15 protein-coding genes and 2 tRNA genes are annotated in these 15,089 nt (G+C 67.5%); 10 read left to right on the forward strand and 7 right to left on the reverse strand.

The window, feature by feature from the left end:
• Window positions 1-51 precede the first annotated feature (51 nt).
• Complete coding sequence (locus tag ACK8HX_RS05105; protein ID WP_411939585.1) at window positions 52-453, forward strand: protein NO VEIN domain-containing protein; 402 nt, start codon at window positions 52-54, stop codon at window positions 451-453.
• Here the strand turns inward: ACK8HX_RS05105 and ACK8HX_RS05110 are convergent.
• Window positions 450-1,226 (reverse strand): phospholipase D-like domain-containing protein, encoded by a 777-nt coding sequence (locus ACK8HX_RS05110; protein WP_411939586.1) that lies wholly within the window; start codon window positions 1,224-1,226, stop codon window positions 450-452. The two genes, ACK8HX_RS05105 and ACK8HX_RS05110, sit on opposite strands and share 4 nt — an antisense overlap.
• A gap of 146 nt (window positions 1,227-1,372) precedes the next feature.
• Between ACK8HX_RS05110 and ACK8HX_RS05115 the strand changes: the two genes are divergently transcribed.
• The 9 genes from ACK8HX_RS05115 to ACK8HX_RS05155 all read left to right on the forward strand — a co-directional run bounded on the left by ACK8HX_RS05115 (window position 1,373) and on the right by ACK8HX_RS05155 (window position 8,621).
• Window positions 1,373-1,801, forward strand: a complete 429-nt coding sequence (locus ACK8HX_RS05115; protein WP_411939587.1) for a plasmid replication, integration and excision activator — start codon at window positions 1,373-1,375, stop codon at window positions 1,799-1,801.
• A 1-nt stretch (window position 1,802) separates the two neighbouring features.
• Window positions 1,803-2,051, forward strand: coding sequence for a hypothetical protein (locus tag ACK8HX_RS05120; RefSeq protein ID WP_411939588.1), 249 nt, complete (start codon window positions 1,803-1,805; stop codon window positions 2,049-2,051).
• A gap of 87 nt (window positions 2,052-2,138) precedes the next feature.
• Entirely contained in the window at window positions 2,139-2,390 is a 252-nt protein-coding gene (locus ACK8HX_RS05125; protein WP_411939589.1) for a hypothetical protein, read from the forward strand.
• Window positions 2,387-3,838 carry an FtsK/SpoIIIE domain-containing protein gene (locus ACK8HX_RS05130; RefSeq protein ID WP_411939590.1) on the forward strand — a complete coding sequence of 484 codons (1,452 nt, stop codon included), beginning with the start codon at window positions 2,387-2,389 and terminating at the stop codon, window positions 3,836-3,838. The genes ACK8HX_RS05125 and ACK8HX_RS05130 overlap by 4 nt, the downstream gene beginning before the upstream one ends.
• The gene (locus ACK8HX_RS05135) at window positions 3,835-4,233 is read left to right on the forward strand and encodes a WhiB family transcriptional regulator (protein WP_411939591.1); all 399 of its coding nucleotides are present in this window, start codon (window positions 3,835-3,837) and stop codon (window positions 4,231-4,233) included. The genes ACK8HX_RS05130 and ACK8HX_RS05135 overlap by 4 nt, the downstream gene beginning before the upstream one ends.
• Window positions 4,220-5,737: a replication initiator gene (locus ACK8HX_RS05140; RefSeq protein ID WP_411939592.1), complete on the forward strand. Its 1,518-nt coding sequence runs from the start codon at window positions 4,220-4,222 to the stop codon at window positions 5,735-5,737. The genes ACK8HX_RS05135 and ACK8HX_RS05140 overlap by 14 nt, the downstream gene beginning before the upstream one ends.
• A gap of 98 nt (window positions 5,738-5,835) precedes the next feature.
• Window positions 5,836-6,081 carry a helix-turn-helix domain-containing protein gene (locus ACK8HX_RS05145; protein WP_411939593.1) on the forward strand — a complete coding sequence of 82 codons (246 nt, stop codon included), beginning with the start codon at window positions 5,836-5,838 and terminating at the stop codon, window positions 6,079-6,081.
• A 77-nt stretch (window positions 6,082-6,158) separates the two neighbouring features.
• The gene (locus ACK8HX_RS05150) at window positions 6,159-7,289 is read left to right on the forward strand and encodes a tyrosine-type recombinase/integrase (protein WP_411939594.1); all 1,131 of its coding nucleotides are present in this window, start codon (window positions 6,159-6,161) and stop codon (window positions 7,287-7,289) included.
• A 75-nt stretch (window positions 7,290-7,364) separates the two neighbouring features.
• On the forward strand, window positions 7,365-8,621 hold the full coding sequence (locus tag ACK8HX_RS05155; RefSeq protein ID WP_411939595.1) for a hypothetical protein: 1,257 nt from the start codon (window positions 7,365-7,367) through the stop codon (window positions 8,619-8,621).
• A 101-nt stretch (window positions 8,622-8,722) separates the two neighbouring features.
• Here the strand turns inward: ACK8HX_RS05155 and ACK8HX_RS05160 are convergent.
• The 6 genes from ACK8HX_RS05160 to gyrB all read right to left on the reverse strand — a co-directional run bounded on the left by ACK8HX_RS05160 (window position 8,723) and on the right by gyrB (window position 14,789).
• Window positions 8,723-8,795: transfer RNA gene (locus ACK8HX_RS05160), tRNA-Ala, on the reverse strand.
• Between the two features lie 57 nt (window positions 8,796-8,852).
• Complete coding sequence (locus ACK8HX_RS05165; RefSeq protein ID WP_411939596.1) at window positions 8,853-8,975, reverse strand: DLW-39 family protein; 123 nt, start codon at window positions 8,973-8,975, stop codon at window positions 8,853-8,855.
• A 31-nt stretch (window positions 8,976-9,006) separates the two neighbouring features.
• Window positions 9,007-9,083: transfer RNA gene (locus tag ACK8HX_RS05170), tRNA-Ile, on the reverse strand.
• A gap of 199 nt (window positions 9,084-9,282) precedes the next feature.
• Window positions 9,283-9,714 (reverse strand): DUF3566 domain-containing protein, encoded by a 432-nt coding sequence (locus ACK8HX_RS05175; protein ID WP_411939597.1) that lies wholly within the window; start codon window positions 9,712-9,714, stop codon window positions 9,283-9,285.
• Window positions 9,715-9,947: 233 nt separating this feature from the next.
• Window positions 9,948-12,623, reverse strand: a complete 2,676-nt coding sequence (gyrA, locus tag ACK8HX_RS05180) for a DNA gyrase subunit A (RefSeq protein ID WP_411939598.1) — start codon at window positions 12,621-12,623, stop codon at window positions 9,948-9,950.
• A 114-nt stretch (window positions 12,624-12,737) separates the two neighbouring features.
• Complete coding sequence (gyrB, locus tag ACK8HX_RS05185) at window positions 12,738-14,789, reverse strand: DNA topoisomerase (ATP-hydrolyzing) subunit B (RefSeq protein WP_411939888.1); 2,052 nt, start codon at window positions 14,787-14,789, stop codon at window positions 12,738-12,740.
• Between the last annotated feature and the right edge of the window lie 300 nt (window positions 14,790-15,089).

Below are 15,089 nucleotides of genomic sequence, written 5' to 3' on the forward strand. Positions count from 1 at the left end.
CCTGGAGCCAGAGACGAAACCGCCCCCAACGGGCGTCAGTGAGGGAGCAGCATGAGCGACACTCCGTTGACGAATCGAGAGGTCGAAGACATCGCGATCCGCCTGGTGTTGGCGAGGGAGCATGCTGCGGGTCGCGTTGCGGTTGACGCCCGCAGCCGCGGTGCCGTGGCTGACATAGAAGGGGATCTGTTGATCGAGGTCAAGGCATTCGGCGGAGCCGCACGTGGATCCGACCTATGGCTTGAGACGCGACAAGTGCAAGCAGCCCTGGAACAACCATCTCGCTTTCACCTCGCGATCGTCGAGCTCGTCAGGTCTGGACAGCCTCGGATCATCGACATCCACGGAGGTCAGCTGTCAGCGCTCCTGGAGCGGCGCCGCGAGAAGCATTACTTCGAAGTCCCGTTCCCAACTTCTGTCTACGATGCCTTGGTTCGGGACCAGATTGCCTAGAAGTCCCGCACTTGTGTACCTCCACGCAGCTCAGCAGGGCCCTCCGTCGCCGACGACCACACTCGTTCGAAAGACGTCATGTGGTGGTCGAAAAGGCGGCCGCCTACGAGACGTCGCACGTGCATGACTGGTGAGTGATTAGCGGGAGCCCCAAAGAGATGATGGTTTGCCAACAGATCGTCGTCGAAGCGGAACATCGAGCAGTAGAGGGTATTCGAGTGTGCCCGCACCGAGACTTCCGGTTCGGCGAGGATGGGGTCGAGATACTTCCAAGTCAGACGACACCTCTCGGCAAGCGACTCCCCGATCCCTTCTTCGACTCCTCTGATCCGCACAGCCTCAGACTCGGGGTCACCGAAGACGAGGCGGACGCGCACTCCCGAGCGGGCCTTCTCGGTCAACACCTCATCTACGTCCGGCAGGGTGTCGTGTAAGAAGCTGGCCGCGAACGCCAGGATGTCGATCGACTCAGTAGCGGCCTCGAAGAGGCTTTGCCAGAGCGCGGCTTGGATCGACCCACGATTCGGGTACACGTGGATCAGTTCAGCTCGGCTCACTGCTGAGGCTTGCGCATCGCTGAACGCTTCGGGCCACAAGTAGCTTTCGTCCTGACCGAGGGCGGAGGCCACCCGCTGTCGGTTGGATCGATGAGGTACGCGACCGTTGGCGATCCAGCGATCGACTGTCTTCGGATCGACCTGGATGCGCGCACCAAGCTCTGTAGACGTCATCGCCGCCGAAGCAAGAGCACTTCTGAGCCTGTCATTAGCCATGACCCCACCCCCGGGACGTTTCCGGCCATTTCCTCGAATGTAGGACGTCCCGAGGCGTCCCGCCAGGCGGTACCGGCGTCCTGTGGATAACGGTCTTCTGGTCCTAGCCGAATCGGCTATTCAGAGTCCTGAGAGGGGAAACAACCATGGCCATCGCACGACGCTTCCAGATCTCGCACCACGAGGTGTTCCCTCATGGGGCGTTCATCGTCTCACCCGTCACGGCGGTGCTGGACTTCGACCAATCCACACGTGACGCCAAGGTGCAGCAGGTCGATAAGGACACGGGTGAGCTCATCTGGTCCGTCGACGTGCTCGATGCCGACCCGGAGGCGCCCAAGAAGTCCAAGACCGTAAGCATCAAGTTCCTCGCCAAGGTGCAGCCGGTGCCGCCAGCGAACGACTCCACCTCGCCGTTCACGCCCGTGGAGTTCTCCGGCCTGACAGCCCTGGCGTACATCGATGACAACGGCAATCGTCCCCGGATCGCGTGGTCCTTCCGCGCGGACTCGATGCACGCACCTGGCAAGGCCGTCCCGAAGGCGACCACATCCGGCGAGGGTCGGGCGGCGTGACGTGCGTGCCATCGACACAGTCGCCTGGACCGAGACCCTTGGGGTCGGGCGCAAGGAGCTGCCCTGGGCGCTGAAGGCCAAAGCGCGTCAGGTCGCCGAGCTGTATGAGGACGTCAACCGCATCCGGGCGACGCTCGCGCATGGGCCGGACGAGGAGCTCGTCATGATGCTCACCGCCGCCACTCGCTCTCTGGCCGCAGCCGGCACCCGGATCGCCGAGACCCTCGGCGACGTCAACAGGACGGCGTGACGTGCAGCGCCGTCCTGCCATCTCGGCCTTTGACGGCGAGGTGCTTCGGCTTCAGGTGTGCGCGGCGCCAGACCGGGATCGTCTGTGATGCGCGCCGGAAGCCTGCTGGAGTGGGCGCAGCTGCTAGGTGTCGGCCCTGACGACCTCCCTGCCCAGACCCGTGCGCTGGTGCGCGGTGTCGACATCCTCGACGAGGCCATTGTCGCTCTCCGCACGATGCTGCACACCTGCCCGGACCGCGAGCTGGACCGTGCGGTCATGCAGCTCGAGCGTCAGGTGGCAGAGGTAGCGGGCTTGCTCCGAGAGGTGCACCAGGACGTCGTGAGGGAGCTGACATGAGGCCGCGCAGCACCGACATCTACGTGGCGCCCGACGACCCGCTGTCGGTCGTCCTCGAGGCTGTTGTTCGCGCGGTATGGCTCCTCTTGCGCCTCGTCGTCGCGGTGGCCAAGGGGGCGGCTCGCAACGCCGGCACCGCGATCATCTTGGCGGTTGTCGTGACGACTGTGTGGCTGCTTAACCTCTACGCTGCCGCCGGTCTGGTGGTCATCATCGCCACAGCACTCACGACATGGCGGTTCGCACACCGCGAGTCGTTCACCCGACAGGCCGCGCCGCGGCTCACTCTGCTTTGGCGTGCCCCGCTGTATCGGTTGCGCTGGCGACACGTCGCGAGCCGCTGCGGGCTCGTGATCCGGCCGCACGAGGTGGTGGCCCTTGACCGGTCGAAGAACCAGCTTGTCCCGCACATCTTGCGCGTCGTCGTCGACAGCTCCGGCCGGGACCGGCTGCTCCTGCGCCTGCCGGTCGGAATGACTCCTGATGACGTCGCCGCCTGCTCAGATGCGGTCGGCCACGCCTTCGGTGCCGACGGCACGCAGGTCGTCACGGCCCGACCCGGCCGGGCGTGGCTCGAGCTGCGCCGACGCGACCCGCTCCGCCGGGCGATCCGCCCCGAACCGGCGACGGACGTGGCCCTGACCGGCATCCCCGTTGGTTTGGGTGACGATGGCCGACTCTGGCGCTTTCGGGTGCAGGCCACCCACGCCCTGATCGCCGGGGCAACCGGTGCAGGCAAGGGCTCGGTGCTGTGGAGCCTCGTACACGGGCTCGCGCCGGCGATCAGCGACGGTTGGGTGCAGGTATGGGCTCTTGACCCCAAGGGAGGGATGGAGCTCGGACTCGGCCGCGGCGCCTTCGCCAGATTCGAGGGCGGTTCACCGGAGGCGATGTGTGACCTGCTGGAGGAGGCGGTCGACCTCAAGACCCGCCGAAGCCTTGACCTCGCCACTCACGGCAAGCGGGTTCACCAACCGTCTGCAGGGAGCCCGCACCTGGTCATCCTCATCGACGAGCTGGCGACGCTCAGCGCCTTCGCCGAACGGACAGTCGTGCGCCGCATCGAGAACGCCCTAGGCCTACTGCTTACCCAAGGTCGGGCCGTCGGCATCACCGTCATCGCCGCCGTGCAGGACCCGGGCAAGGACGTCGTCAGCTGGCGTGACCTCTTTCCGACGCGAATTGCGATGCGCCTCGACAACCCGATCCAGGTGGACATGGTGCTCGGCGACGGTGCCCGCGAGCGGGGGGCGAAGGCCGACCACATCTCCGAACTGACCCCCGGAGTTGCCTACGTGCGTGTCGAGGGAAGCCGCGACGTGCGCAGGGTCCGCTCCGCCTACCTCACGGACGAGGACGTCCTGGCCCTGTCCAGATCCCTGAGCGACCTCGGAGTGGGGGGCGACGCACGACGGCATCACGATGAATGGGAAGGGGAAGCGGCATGAACAACAAGGTGATCCAGGCCCACCGAGTCGCGCTCCGCGCGTTCGGCGTTCCGCTGGCGCACGTGCGAACAACGGCAACCGTCATCAAGGAGCTCGACGGCATCCGCTGGCGTCTCGGCGGTAGGTGCGCCAACGACAAGACCGGCGCCTGGTTCATGGACCCGCGGACGCCGGCGGCTCGCACGGCCCGCTCGGCGTGCTCTACGTGTCCGATTCGGGCGCAGTGCTTGTCCGCGGCGCTCCTGTATGGCGAGGAGTACGGCATCTGGGGTGGGCTCGACACGGAAGAGCGGAGCGCTCTCGATGACCGCCTACAGCGGGGAGAGACGCTGCGTGCAGTCGTCCGCTCTGTTCTCGCTGCACCCGCGATGGGGGATCTCGATGAAGCTGTCTGATGTCCCTCTTGACGCGGTCCAGGAGTATGCGGTCAAGGAGCGCGTCTGCATTCGTCCTCTGCTGCGCCGGGTCATGGACCTGGAAACTGGGGAGGCGGCTCTCGTCGCTCTGCCCTGCCAATCCACGCGCGAGTCCCGCTGCCCCTCGTGTGCGGTCCGGGCGCGGGCTGTGCGGATGCACCAATGCATCGCCGGCTGGCATCTCGATGAGGAGCCCGACATCCCAGTCAGGCCGAAAGAGCCCCGCCGTCTGGAGCAAGTGGACGAGGACGACGGCACGAGTGGTCGCAATCGATCGACCCGTCGACGCAGTGACGTTGCGGATCTACCTCGACGCTCACAAGAGGACCGCACGATCGGGCAGGTCTTCCACGGCCGCGACGGCCGGACGTATCGGCCCTCGATGTTCATTACGCTCACCCTCCCCGGATACGGGCGCATCGTGCCTGGCACCGGTACACCGCAGAACTTGCGCGAGTACGACTACCGGCGGGCCGCCCTCGACGCGCTGCACTTTCCGAGACTGCTCGACCGCTGGTTCCAGAACCTCCGACGGTGTGCCGGCTACAAAGTGCAGTACTTCGGAGCCGTAGAGGGACAGCGTCGGCTGGCACCGCATTTCCACGTCGCGATCCGTGGAGCCATCCCCCGCGCGGTCATCAAGGAGGTGACGCGGGCGACCTACCACCAGATCTGGTGGCCCCAGATGAACAGCCCTGTCTACGTGGACAACCTGCCCGAGTGGGATGGCCTCGACTACCTGGACCCGTGCACGGGAGTACCTCTGCAGACCTGGGCGGACGCACTGGCCGAGTTGGAGGACGACGAGCACGCGCAGCCCGCGCACGTGATCCGGTTTGGCCGTGAGCTCGACGTGCAGGGATTGCTGGCCGGCACTTCCGACGCCGACCGATCTGTCCGCTACCTCACCAAATACCTCACCAAGGCTGTCGGCGAGACGTACGCCGACCAGGCGCAGGACCCGTCCTACGAGGCACACGTCGACCGGCTCCACCACGAAGTCCGGTGGCTTCCGTGCTCACCGGACTGCGCGAACTGGCTCCGCTTCGGTGTCCAGCCGCGGAAGGTTGGCCCAGGTCTCGTACCGGGCCGATGCCTCAGCAAGGCACACGACAGGGAGCACCTTGGGGTCGGAGGTCGTCGCGTGCTCGTCTCCCGTGGGTGGTCCGGGAAGACACTTTCCGATCACAAGGCAGACCGCGCCGCCGTCGTGCGGGAGGCACTCGAGGCGGCAGGCATCGAAGTGGAGTCGGCCCGTCGGATGGCAGCCGAAGTCGAAGCAGCCGACGGCGGGGAGCGATTCGTGTGGGCCGCCGTGGTGTGCCACCAAGGAACGTCGGCCGCCGTCCTCATGGAGACGGTGCTCGAGCGACGCCGCTGGCGGGAACAGTACGAGTACGCCAAGTCTCTGGCTGGAGTTGATCCACCTGTGGATAGTCGTTCGGCAACTGCGAGCCAACACAGCGTGAGAGCGACGGGATGAGCGACCAGGCGGGAACAGGCAAGAGGTGTCTGTCAGCAACAGGTGGGATAGGGCCTCCGGGAGGCCGGTCCCTAAAGAAGGGAGTGGAGATGTCAGCGATGGCGGAGAACAACGGCGGTCGAGCCGACCAGCGGAAGGCACCGATCGGCCCGATCCAGCGGCGGTGGTACACGGTGCCTGAAGTCGCCGAGATGCTCGGCTACGGGCCAACGAAGGTGCGGATGATGTGTATCAGCGGCGATCTGCGATCGCTGAAGGACGGAGGGTCCCGACGGATCCTGCCGGCGTGGGTCGACGAGTACGTCGCCATGCGGGCGGCCCAGGCGGAGGCGGACTGGCCGTGAGCCGCCGGGCGAACGGGGAGGGGTCCATCTATCCCTACCGGAAGGGCTTCGCGGCACATGTGTGGATCGTGACCCCGATGGGCCGCCGGCAGCGCAAGACCGTCTACGGGAAGACGAGGCCAGAGGTACACGAGAAGTGGCTTCGCCTGCACGAACAGGCCCGACGTGGTCCGATGGTGCCGGTCTCTCCTCGCCTGCGGGACTTCCTCGAGCGCTGGTTGGAAGAGACGGTGCGGCCGAGCTTGTCACCGGCCACGGCCTCAAACTACGAGATGTTCACGCGGCTCTACATCGTCCCCGACCTCGGGGACCGGAAGCTCGACAAGCTGATGGTGCGGGACGTCCAGGTCTGGGTGAACACGCTTCGCATCCGGTGCCAATGCTGCTTCCAAGGTAAAGACGCCGCGCGCTCGGTTCCACAATGCTGCGCGATCGGGCAATGCTGCCACCAAGTCGCGTCTGACTGGACGGTGCACCAAGCCGTGCGGGTGCTGCGTGGCGCACTGACCCAGGCAATGCGAGAAGAGCTCGTCTTCCGGAACGTGGCCGCGCTGGTGCGTGTGCCGGTGCCACGCCACAAGAAGCAAGCCGTGTGGACCGTGGACGAGGCGCGGCGGTTCCTCGAATCCGCCAGGTCCGACGATGATCCGATGTACGCGGGATACGTCCTCTTGCTGGTGCTCGGTCTGAGACGTGGGGAGATGCTGGGCCTGGCTTGGGAGGATGTCGACCTCGAGCGCGGGGAGGCGCTCATCGCGTGGCAGGTTCAACGGGTCGGGCATCAGCTGCTCCGGCGTCAGACGAAGACGCCGTCCTCGGATGCCCCGCTGCCACTGCCCGCGATCGCTTTGCGGGCGCTCGAGCGGCATCGAGTCGAGGAGAATCGGCGACGACTCGCGGCGGGCGAGATGTGGGGTGACTGCGGCCTGGTCTTCACGACTCGGTTGGGCGATCCCGTCGACCCACGAAACTTTCACCGTGACTTCAAGCTTCGGGCGAAGAAGGCGGGTGTCCCCGTCATTCCCGTTCATGCGACTCGGCGCACGTGCGCCAGCCTGCTCGTCGCTCTGGATGTTCACCCGCGGGTCGCCATGGCCGTTCTCCGCCACAGTCGTATCGCCCTCACGATGGATGTCTATTCGCAAGTGTCGTCGGCGGCAAGTCGCCGTGCGTTAACGCAGCTGGGTAGCACCCTCAGCGATTCGTGATGGGTACCGTAGGAGCGCAGGCCTGGTCACAAGCGGACGACGGCGCTGTCGCACCCGGGAAGTAGTCTCCCCCTCGTGACCAGCGAACATGCCAGGCCTGACGAGGAAGCCGAGGAACCCTCGTCGGTGGCGGCGGGTGGCTCAGAAGCGGACTCGTTGCGGGTTCCCACGTCTGAGTCACCGGGTGCATTGGTCACGCCCGTCCCGGAGACAGAGCTGATGCCGCGTGGGGTGAGCCGAGCGCAGTCCCTGATCCTGTCGGCGGCCCTCTCCAAGGCCTGGGCGAACGCAGTACCGGACACCAGCCGGGTCCTGCGCAGCTTCACCCAAGCGCAGTCCTCCATCCTGTCGGCGTCCGACTGGGCCACTGCAGTACCGGACACCAGCCGGATCCTGCGCAGCATCACCCAAGCGCAGTCCTCCATCCTGTCGGCGCCTGTCTGGGCCACTGCAGTACCGGACACCAGCCGGATCCTGCGCAGCATCACCCAGGCGCAGTCCTCAATCGTGTCGCCCTCGATTGCTCAGACATGGGCTGGTGCGCTGCCAGATATCAGTGGCTATTTGGCTCAGATCAGCGGCGTGAATTTGACGGGACTCTCGGCAGCAATCGAGACGTTCCGCCAAGCCACGGCGAACTTGCCGGTCTACACAACCGCTGGCTTGGCACGGGGCATGGAGCAACTCCTCGAGGCGATTCGTTCGTCCAGGCTGCCGTCAAATCTGCGGTCGCTCTCGACCATCACCTCAGATGATGTCGTGGAGTTCACTATCGAGCACGGTGTCTCGTTGTACCTGGTTCCAAGGCCAAGCATTGCTAAGCGGCTCCTCGATGCGAAGGACGGGGCAGCGGTACGGCGCATCCTTGGCGAGCGACGATGTGACATCGCCACCGACTGCCGTGCCGTCCTAGCGGGGTGCGATGAGCTCGAAGTCCTTAAGTACCGCGAGCTCGCACTCCAGGCTCTGGACGCGTTTGACGCTGACCTGTACGCGCCGGCACAAGCTTTGGCGGCGAATATCTTGGATGCCATCTTGAGCTCGAAGCTTCCTGTCGATGTACGAGTCACAGCGAAGCGAAGGGTGGGCGAGTCTGTCACCGACTTCACCAAGCGCTTGGACGACCTGAGCGGTTGGGAGGGCTACGTGGCAGCGGCCATGTGGAGCACCCACCAGCACTACTTCACCGCCAACGGAGACGTCGTGCCGCACGCGTTCTCTCGGCATGCCACTACTCACGCGGCAGGGTCGCGCCAGTACAGCCGCCGAAGCGCCATTCAAGCCTTGATGGCGGTGACCAGTGCCATCGGGTACGTGAACGGGCTGTCATGACCCCCAGAGAGGGAAAGGATGCCGGGTACTGCAGTACTCCTGTGGGGTACGACAGCGATAGAGGCCCTCCCCGCGGAGCGGATAAGGCCTCTGACCTGCGGTGGAGCCAAGGGGACTCGAACCCCTAACCCCCTGCTTGCAAAGCAGGTGCGCTACCAATTGCGCCATGGCCCCCTGACGAGGTGACCCGCACCCGCGGAACGCGGCGAGCGGGCGACGTCATCGAGGATCTCAGCTCCTGGGGGAGTCGGTCGCCTCCGCCCAGAGCCTGTTCTCGGCCTGCTTGGCCGCGATCTTCTTCTGGACCGCCAGCGCTCCGACAGCCGTCGCGAGCACGAGGAGGATCTTCTTCACCGGGTCACCGCCTGGGAGTGAGGGATCGGGGTGGTGGGCCTAACAGGACTTGAACCTGTGGCCTCTTCCTTATCAGGGAAGCGCTCTAACCGTCTGAGCTATAGGCCCGTCCGCCGATCGGCGTGCGCCGCCACGGAGGGAGGCGCGGTGCACGAGGTTACCCGATGCGCGCCCCGTCCCCCAAAACGGCCTGAGCCACCCCATGCCGACCCCGCACCGACCTCCGGCGAACGGTTCGGGTCGCAGGACACGCCGACATCCGCGGTGGGTTGTCGGCGTGTCCTGCGACCCGGAGGGCGAGCGGAGGTCAGTCGTCGGTGAGGGTCAGCTGGACCCCGCCGACGAGGGCGCTCGAGACGTTGTAGAGGAACGCCCCGAGGGTCGCGATCGCCGTGATGAGGACGACGTCGATGACCGCGATGACGATCGACAGCGAGAGGACCCGGCCCAGGCCGATGAAGTCCATGATGTCGAAGCGCTGGCCGCCGTCCTGGACGACCTGCCCCACGACGCCGTTGATCTGGTCGAAGACCCCCATGCCGGCGAGGATCGTCCACAGCACGAAGACCATGACGACCATCGCGATGCCGAGGGCGACCGAGAGCAGGAACGAGATCTTCATCGCCGACCACGGGTCGACGCGCGACACGGTGAGGCGGACGCGGCGGTTCACCCCGGGGCGGGCCGCGGTCTTCGACGCACTCGAGGACGACGCCGCGCCAGCGGTGGGCGAGACCATGGAGGCCGCCGGTGACGGGAGGGAGGACGTCCGCGCCGACGACGTCGAGATCGGGGCCGTCGGGGCCGACGCGGTCGTGGGGGTCGCGTCGCCACCGGCGAGCCGGCGCAGGGCGCCGCCGTCACCGGAGCCCGAAGCCCCCGGGCCCCCTCCCGACTGTGCGCCGCGGCGGGCTGCATCCCCGGAGGAGGACGGAGAGGGTCGCAGGGAACGACCTGCGTGGTCTGCCGTGCTCACTCACTGCCTCCTGTGTCGTCGTCGTCCGACGGTACGGCATCCTCCGACCCGTCTGCGACCTCCGAAGCAGGCGCGCCGGACTCCGAGACCGCATCGTCATCGGTCAGGGGGGCGGCACCACCAACGGCGCCACCAACGGCACCACCATCTGCGGCGGACGCGGCGACCGATCCCTCCGCTGCTGCCTCGACGGCCTCGACCGCCTCCTCGACCTCACGCTCGGGGTTGCGGGCCACGCCGACGATGGCATCGCCCTTGCCCGCCTTGGCGAACTGCACGCCCATCGTGTTGCGGCCGGTGAGCCGGACGCCGTCGACGCGGGAGCGCACGACGTTGCCCTTCTCGAAGATGACGAGCACCTCGTCGTCCTCGTCGACGGTGAGGGCACCGACGAGGTCGCCGCCCTTGTCGGACATCTTGGCGACGGCGACACCGAGGATGGCGCGGCCCTTGACGTTCCAGTCCGACGCCTTCGAGCGCTTGGCCAGACCGGTCTCGAACACGACGAACACGTCGGGGTCCGAGCCCTCCTCGATGACCGACATCGACAGCAGCGAGTCGTCGCCGCGGAACTTCATGCCCGTGACCCCGGAGGTCGCCCGGCCCATCGGGCGCAGCGTGGCGTCATCGGCGTGGAAGCGCACGGACTGGCCCTTGCGCGAGACGAGCAGGAGGTCGTCGCGCTCGCCGACGAGGCCGACGCCGACGAGCTCGTCGTCGCCGCGCAGGTTGACCGCGATGAGGCCGCCCGAGCGCGGGCTGTCGTACTCGGAGAGCCGGGTCTTCTTGACCAGGCCGCCCTTCGTCGCGAGCAGCAGGTACTCGGCCGAGGCGTAGTCGCGGATGGCGAGCACCTGGGCGATCTCCTCGCCCGGCTGGAAGGCGAGGATGTTCGCGACGTGCTGGCCCTTGCTGTCGCGGCCGGCGTCGGGCAGCTCGTAGGCCTTGGCGCGGTACACCCGGCCGTGGTTGGTGAAGAAGAGCAGCCAGTGGTGCGAGGTCGTCGTGAAGAAGTGGTCGACCATGTCCTCGCCGCGCAGGGCCGCGCCCCGCACCCCCTTGCCGCCGCGCTTCTGGGAGCGGTAGGCGTCGACGCGGGTGCGCTTGGCGTAGCCGCCGCGCGTGATCGAGACGACGACGTCCTCCTCGGGGATGAGGTCCTCCATCGACATGTCGCCGTCGAAGGGGAGGATCTCGGTGCGCCGCTCGTCGCCGAACTTCCGCACGATCTCGGCGAGCTCCTCGGAGACCAGCTCGCGCTGGCGCGCGGGTGTCGCGAGGATCGACTCGTAGTCCTTGATAAGGGTGTCGAGCTCGTCGTGCTCGTCGACGATCTTCTGCCGCTCCAGCGCGGCGAGGCGCCGCAGCTGCATGTCGAGGATCGCCTGCGCCTGCAGCTCGTCGATCTCGAGCAGCTCCATGAGGCCCACCCGCGCGGCCTCGACGGTGGGGGAGCGGCGGATGAGGGCGATGACCTCGTCGAGCGCGTCGAGCGCCTTGAGGTAGCCGCGCAGGATGTGGATGCGCTCCTCGGCCTTGCGCAGCCGGTACGCGGTGCGGCGCTGGATGACGTCGATCTGGTGGTCGACCCAGTGCCGCACGAACGCATCGACGGGCAGGGTGCGCGGCACGCCGTCGACGAGGGCGAGCATGTTCGCGCCGAACGTCGTCTGCAGCTGGGTGTGCTTGAACAGGTTGTTGAGGACGACCTTGGCCACGGCGTCGCGCTTGAGGACGATGACGAGGCGCTGGCCGGTGCGGCCCGAGGTCTCGTCGCGGATGTCGGCGATGCCGGTGAGGCGACCGTCCTTGACGTGCTCGGCGATCTTCTGGGCGAGGGAGTCGGGGTTGACCTGGTAGGGCAGCTCGGTGACGACGAGGCACTGGCGCCCCTGGATCTCCTCCACCTCGACGACGGCCCGCATGATGATCGAGCCGCGGCCCGTGCGGTAGGCGTCGTCGATGCCGCGGGTGCCCATGATGAGCGCGCCGGTGGGGAAGTCGGGACCCTTGACCTCGGCCATGACCGCGGCGAGGGTCTCCTCGCGCGTCGCCTCGGGGTGCTGGAGCACCCACTCGGCCGCCGCCGCGACCTCGCGCAGGTTGTGCGGCGGGATCTGCGTGGCCATGCCGACCGCGATGCCGGCGCTGCCGTTGACGAGCAGGTTCGGGAACCGGCTGGGCAGGACCTCGGGCTCGAGGGTCTTGCCGTCGTAGTTGGGCTTGAAGTCGACGGTCTCCTCGTCGATGTCGCGCACCATCTCCATCGACAGCGGCGCCATCCGGCACTCGGTGTACCGCGGGGCCGCGGCCGGGTCGTCGCCCGGGGAGCCGAAGTTGCCCTGGCCCTGGACGAGCGGGTAGCGCAGGGACCAGTCCTGGACGAGGCGGACGAGGGCGTCGTAGATCGCGCTGTCACCGTGCGGGTGGTACTGGCCCATCACGTCACCGACGACGCGGCTGCACTTGTTGAAGCCGCGGTCGGGGCGGTAGCCGCCGTCGTACATCGCGTAGAGGACGCGGCGGTGCACGGGCTTGAGGCCGTCGCGCACGTCGGGCAGCGCTCGGCTGACGATGACGCTCATGGCGTACTCGATGTACGACCGCTGCATCTCGGTGTTGAGGTCGATCGGCTCCGTGCGGTCGAACTCGACCGGGGGCTGCTCAGTCATCGGTGTCCTTCGCGTGTCGTGCGGTGCTTCGCACCAGAACCTCCGGTGACACACCCCGAACTTCGGGGTGCCTCGGCGAAGGTTCCGGCATCAGGCGGAAAAGTTGGGACGGCGTCAGATGTCGAGGAAGCGGACGTCGCGGGCGTTGCGCTGGATGAACGAGCGGCGCGACTCGACGTCCTCGCCCATGAGGATCGAGAAGATCTCGTCGGCCGCCGCGGCGTCGTCGAGGGTGACCTGGAGCAGGACCCGCTGGTCGGGGTCCATCGTGGTCTCCCACAGCTCGGAGTAGTCCATCTCGCCCAGACCCTTGTAGCGCTGGATCGGGTTGTCCTTCGGCAGGCGCCGGCCCTTGCTCTGGCCCTCGGCGACGAGGGCGTCGCGCTCGCGGTCGGTGAACGCGAACTCGTGCGGGGCGTTGCTCCACTTGAGGCGGTAGAGCGGGGGCTGCGCGAGGTAGACGTAGCCGGCCTCGATGAGCGGCTTCATGAACCGGAACAGCAGCGTCAGGAGCAGCGTGCGGATGTGCATGCCGTCGACGTCGGCGTCGGCCATGAGGACGATCTTGTGGTACCTGGCCTTCTCGATGTCGAAGTCCTCACCGATGCCGGTGCCGAACGCCGAGATGAGGGCCTGGACCTCCTGGTTGGCGAGCGCCTTGTCGAGGCGGGCGCGCTCGACGTTGAGGATCTTGCCGCGGATCGGGAGGATCGCCTGGGTGTGCGGGTTGCGGCCTCGGACGGCGGACCCGCCGGCGGAGTCGCCCTCGACGATGAAGACCTCGGAGACCGCGGGGTCCTTGGCCTGGCAGTCGCGCAGCTTGCCGGGGAGCCCGCCGGACTCGAGGACGCGCTTGCGGGTGGCCTCGCGCGCCTTGCGCGCCGCCATCCGGGCCGCCGCGGCCTGGATCGACTTGCGGACGATCTCGCGCCCCTCGTTCGGGTGGCTGTCGAGCCAGGCGCCGAACTCGTCGGTCATGGCGCGCTGGACGAAGCCCTTGACCTCGGAGTTTCCGAGCTTGGTCTTCGTCTGGCCCTCGAACTGCGGCTCGCCGAGCTTGACGCTGATGACGGCGGTCAGGCCCTCGCGGACGTCGTCGCCGGTGAGGTTGTCGTCCTTGTCCTTGAGCTGGTTCTGCTTGCGCGCGAAGTCGTTGACGAGCTTGGTCAGCGCCGCGCGGAAGCCCTCCTCGTGCGTGCCGCCCTCGTGGGTGTTGATGGTGTTCGCGTACGTGTGGACCGACTCGGAGTAGGCGGTCGTCCACTGCATCGCGAGCTCGAGGGAGAGGCTGCGCTCCTCGTCCTCGACCTCGATGGCGATGACGTCGGCGTGCACCGGGTCGGAGCGCTTCGAGGTGACGAGGTGGTTGACGTAGTCGACGAGGCCGCCGTCGTAGCGGTAGGAGACCTGGCGGGCCTTCGTGGCGCGGGTCTCGCCACCGGCCTCGTCGTCCTCGTGGTCCTCGACGACGGTGATGTCGGCGTCGACGCCGTCGAGGTCGAGGTCGCCGTCGGCGGCCTCGATGACGCGCTCGTCGACGAGGTTGATCGTCAGGCCCTTGTTGAGGAAGGCCATCTGCTGGAACCGGGCGCGGATCGTCTCGTAGTCGTACTGGACGGTCTCGAAGATGTCGGGGTTGGCCCAGAAGGTGATCGTCGTGCCGGTGCGGTCGGTCTCCTCCATCGCCTCGAGCGGGCCCGCGGGCACGCCGTGGTCGAAGCGCATCCGGAAGGCGCGGCCCTTCTGCCGCACGCAGACGTCGAGGCGGGTGGAGAGCGCGTTGACGACCGAGGACCCCACGCCGTGGAGGCCGCCGGACACCTTGTACCCGCCGCCGCCGAACTTGCCGCCGGCGTGGAGCTGGGTGAGGACGAGCTCGACGGCGCTGACGCCCTCGGTGGGGTGGATGTCGGTCGGGATGCCGCGCCCGTTGTCCTTGACCCGGACCGCGCCGTTCTCCATGAGGGTGACGTCGATGGTGTCGGCGTACCCGGCGAGGGCCTCGTCGACCGCGTTGTCGACGATCTCCCAGACGAGGTGGTGCAGGCCGCGCTCGCCGGTGGAGCCGATGTACATGCCCGGGCGCTTGCGGACCGCCTCGAGGCCCTCGAGCACGGTGATGGCCGACGCGTCGTAGGCCGGGCCCTCACCCGCGGGAACCGGCACGGCCTCCTGGCCGCTCGGCTCGGGGCCCGGGACCGGGGTCTCGTCGGGGGTCACGTCGGGCTGCTGCTCCGCCACGGGTCTCCTTCGTCGGGTGGCCCGCACCGGTGGTTCCGGCGGGGCCCATGGCACGCGCCCGCGGCGTGGAACGCCGTGGGCGCGGGATCACCCGCCATTCTACCGGTCGGAACCGTCAGGACATGCCTCGGGGAGGCCCGTGTGGGCACATTTCCGGCATTTTCGGGGCGCCGTCCGACCCCCGACACGCGCCCCCGACCCCCAGCGCGCCTGAGCGGCCTTCCC

Origin of the sequence: Oryzobacter faecalis (assembly GCF_046764005.1) — a bacterium.
GTDB classification, from domain to species: Bacteria; Actinomycetota; Actinomycetes; order Actinomycetales; family Dermatophilaceae; genus Oryzobacter; species Oryzobacter faecalis.

Bases quoted from the DNA above. Each gene is read 5' to 3' on its own strand.
- ACK8HX_RS05105 (WP_411939585.1), top strand. From the start codon at position 52: ATGAGCGACACTCCGTTGACGAATCGAGAGGTCGAAGACATCGCGATC.
- ACK8HX_RS05110 (WP_411939586.1), bottom strand. From the start codon at position 1,226: ATGGCTAATGACAGGCTCAGAAGTGCTCTTGCTTCGGCGGCGATGACG.
- ACK8HX_RS05115 (WP_411939587.1), top strand. From the start codon at position 1,373: ATGGCCATCGCACGACGCTTCCAGATCTCGCACCACGAGGTGTTCCCT.
- ACK8HX_RS05125 (WP_411939589.1), top strand. From the start codon at position 2,139: ATGCGCGCCGGAAGCCTGCTGGAGTGGGCGCAGCTGCTAGGTGTCGGC.
- ACK8HX_RS05130 (WP_411939590.1), top strand. From the start codon at position 2,387: ATGAGGCCGCGCAGCACCGACATCTACGTGGCGCCCGACGACCCGCTG.
- ACK8HX_RS05135 (WP_411939591.1), top strand. From the start codon at position 3,835: ATGAACAACAAGGTGATCCAGGCCCACCGAGTCGCGCTCCGCGCGTTC.
- ACK8HX_RS05140 (WP_411939592.1), top strand. From the start codon at position 4,220: ATGAAGCTGTCTGATGTCCCTCTTGACGCGGTCCAGGAGTATGCGGTC.
- ACK8HX_RS05145 (WP_411939593.1), top strand. From the start codon at position 5,836: ATGGCGGAGAACAACGGCGGTCGAGCCGACCAGCGGAAGGCACCGATC.
- ACK8HX_RS05150 (WP_411939594.1), top strand. From the start codon at position 6,159: ATGGGCCGCCGGCAGCGCAAGACCGTCTACGGGAAGACGAGGCCAGAG.
- ACK8HX_RS05175 (WP_411939597.1), bottom strand. From the start codon at position 9,714: ATGGTCTCGCCCACCGCTGGCGCGGCGTCGTCCTCGAGTGCGTCGAAG.
- gyrA (WP_411939598.1), bottom strand. From the start codon at position 12,623: ATGACTGAGCAGCCCCCGGTCGAGTTCGACCGCACGGAGCCGATCGAC.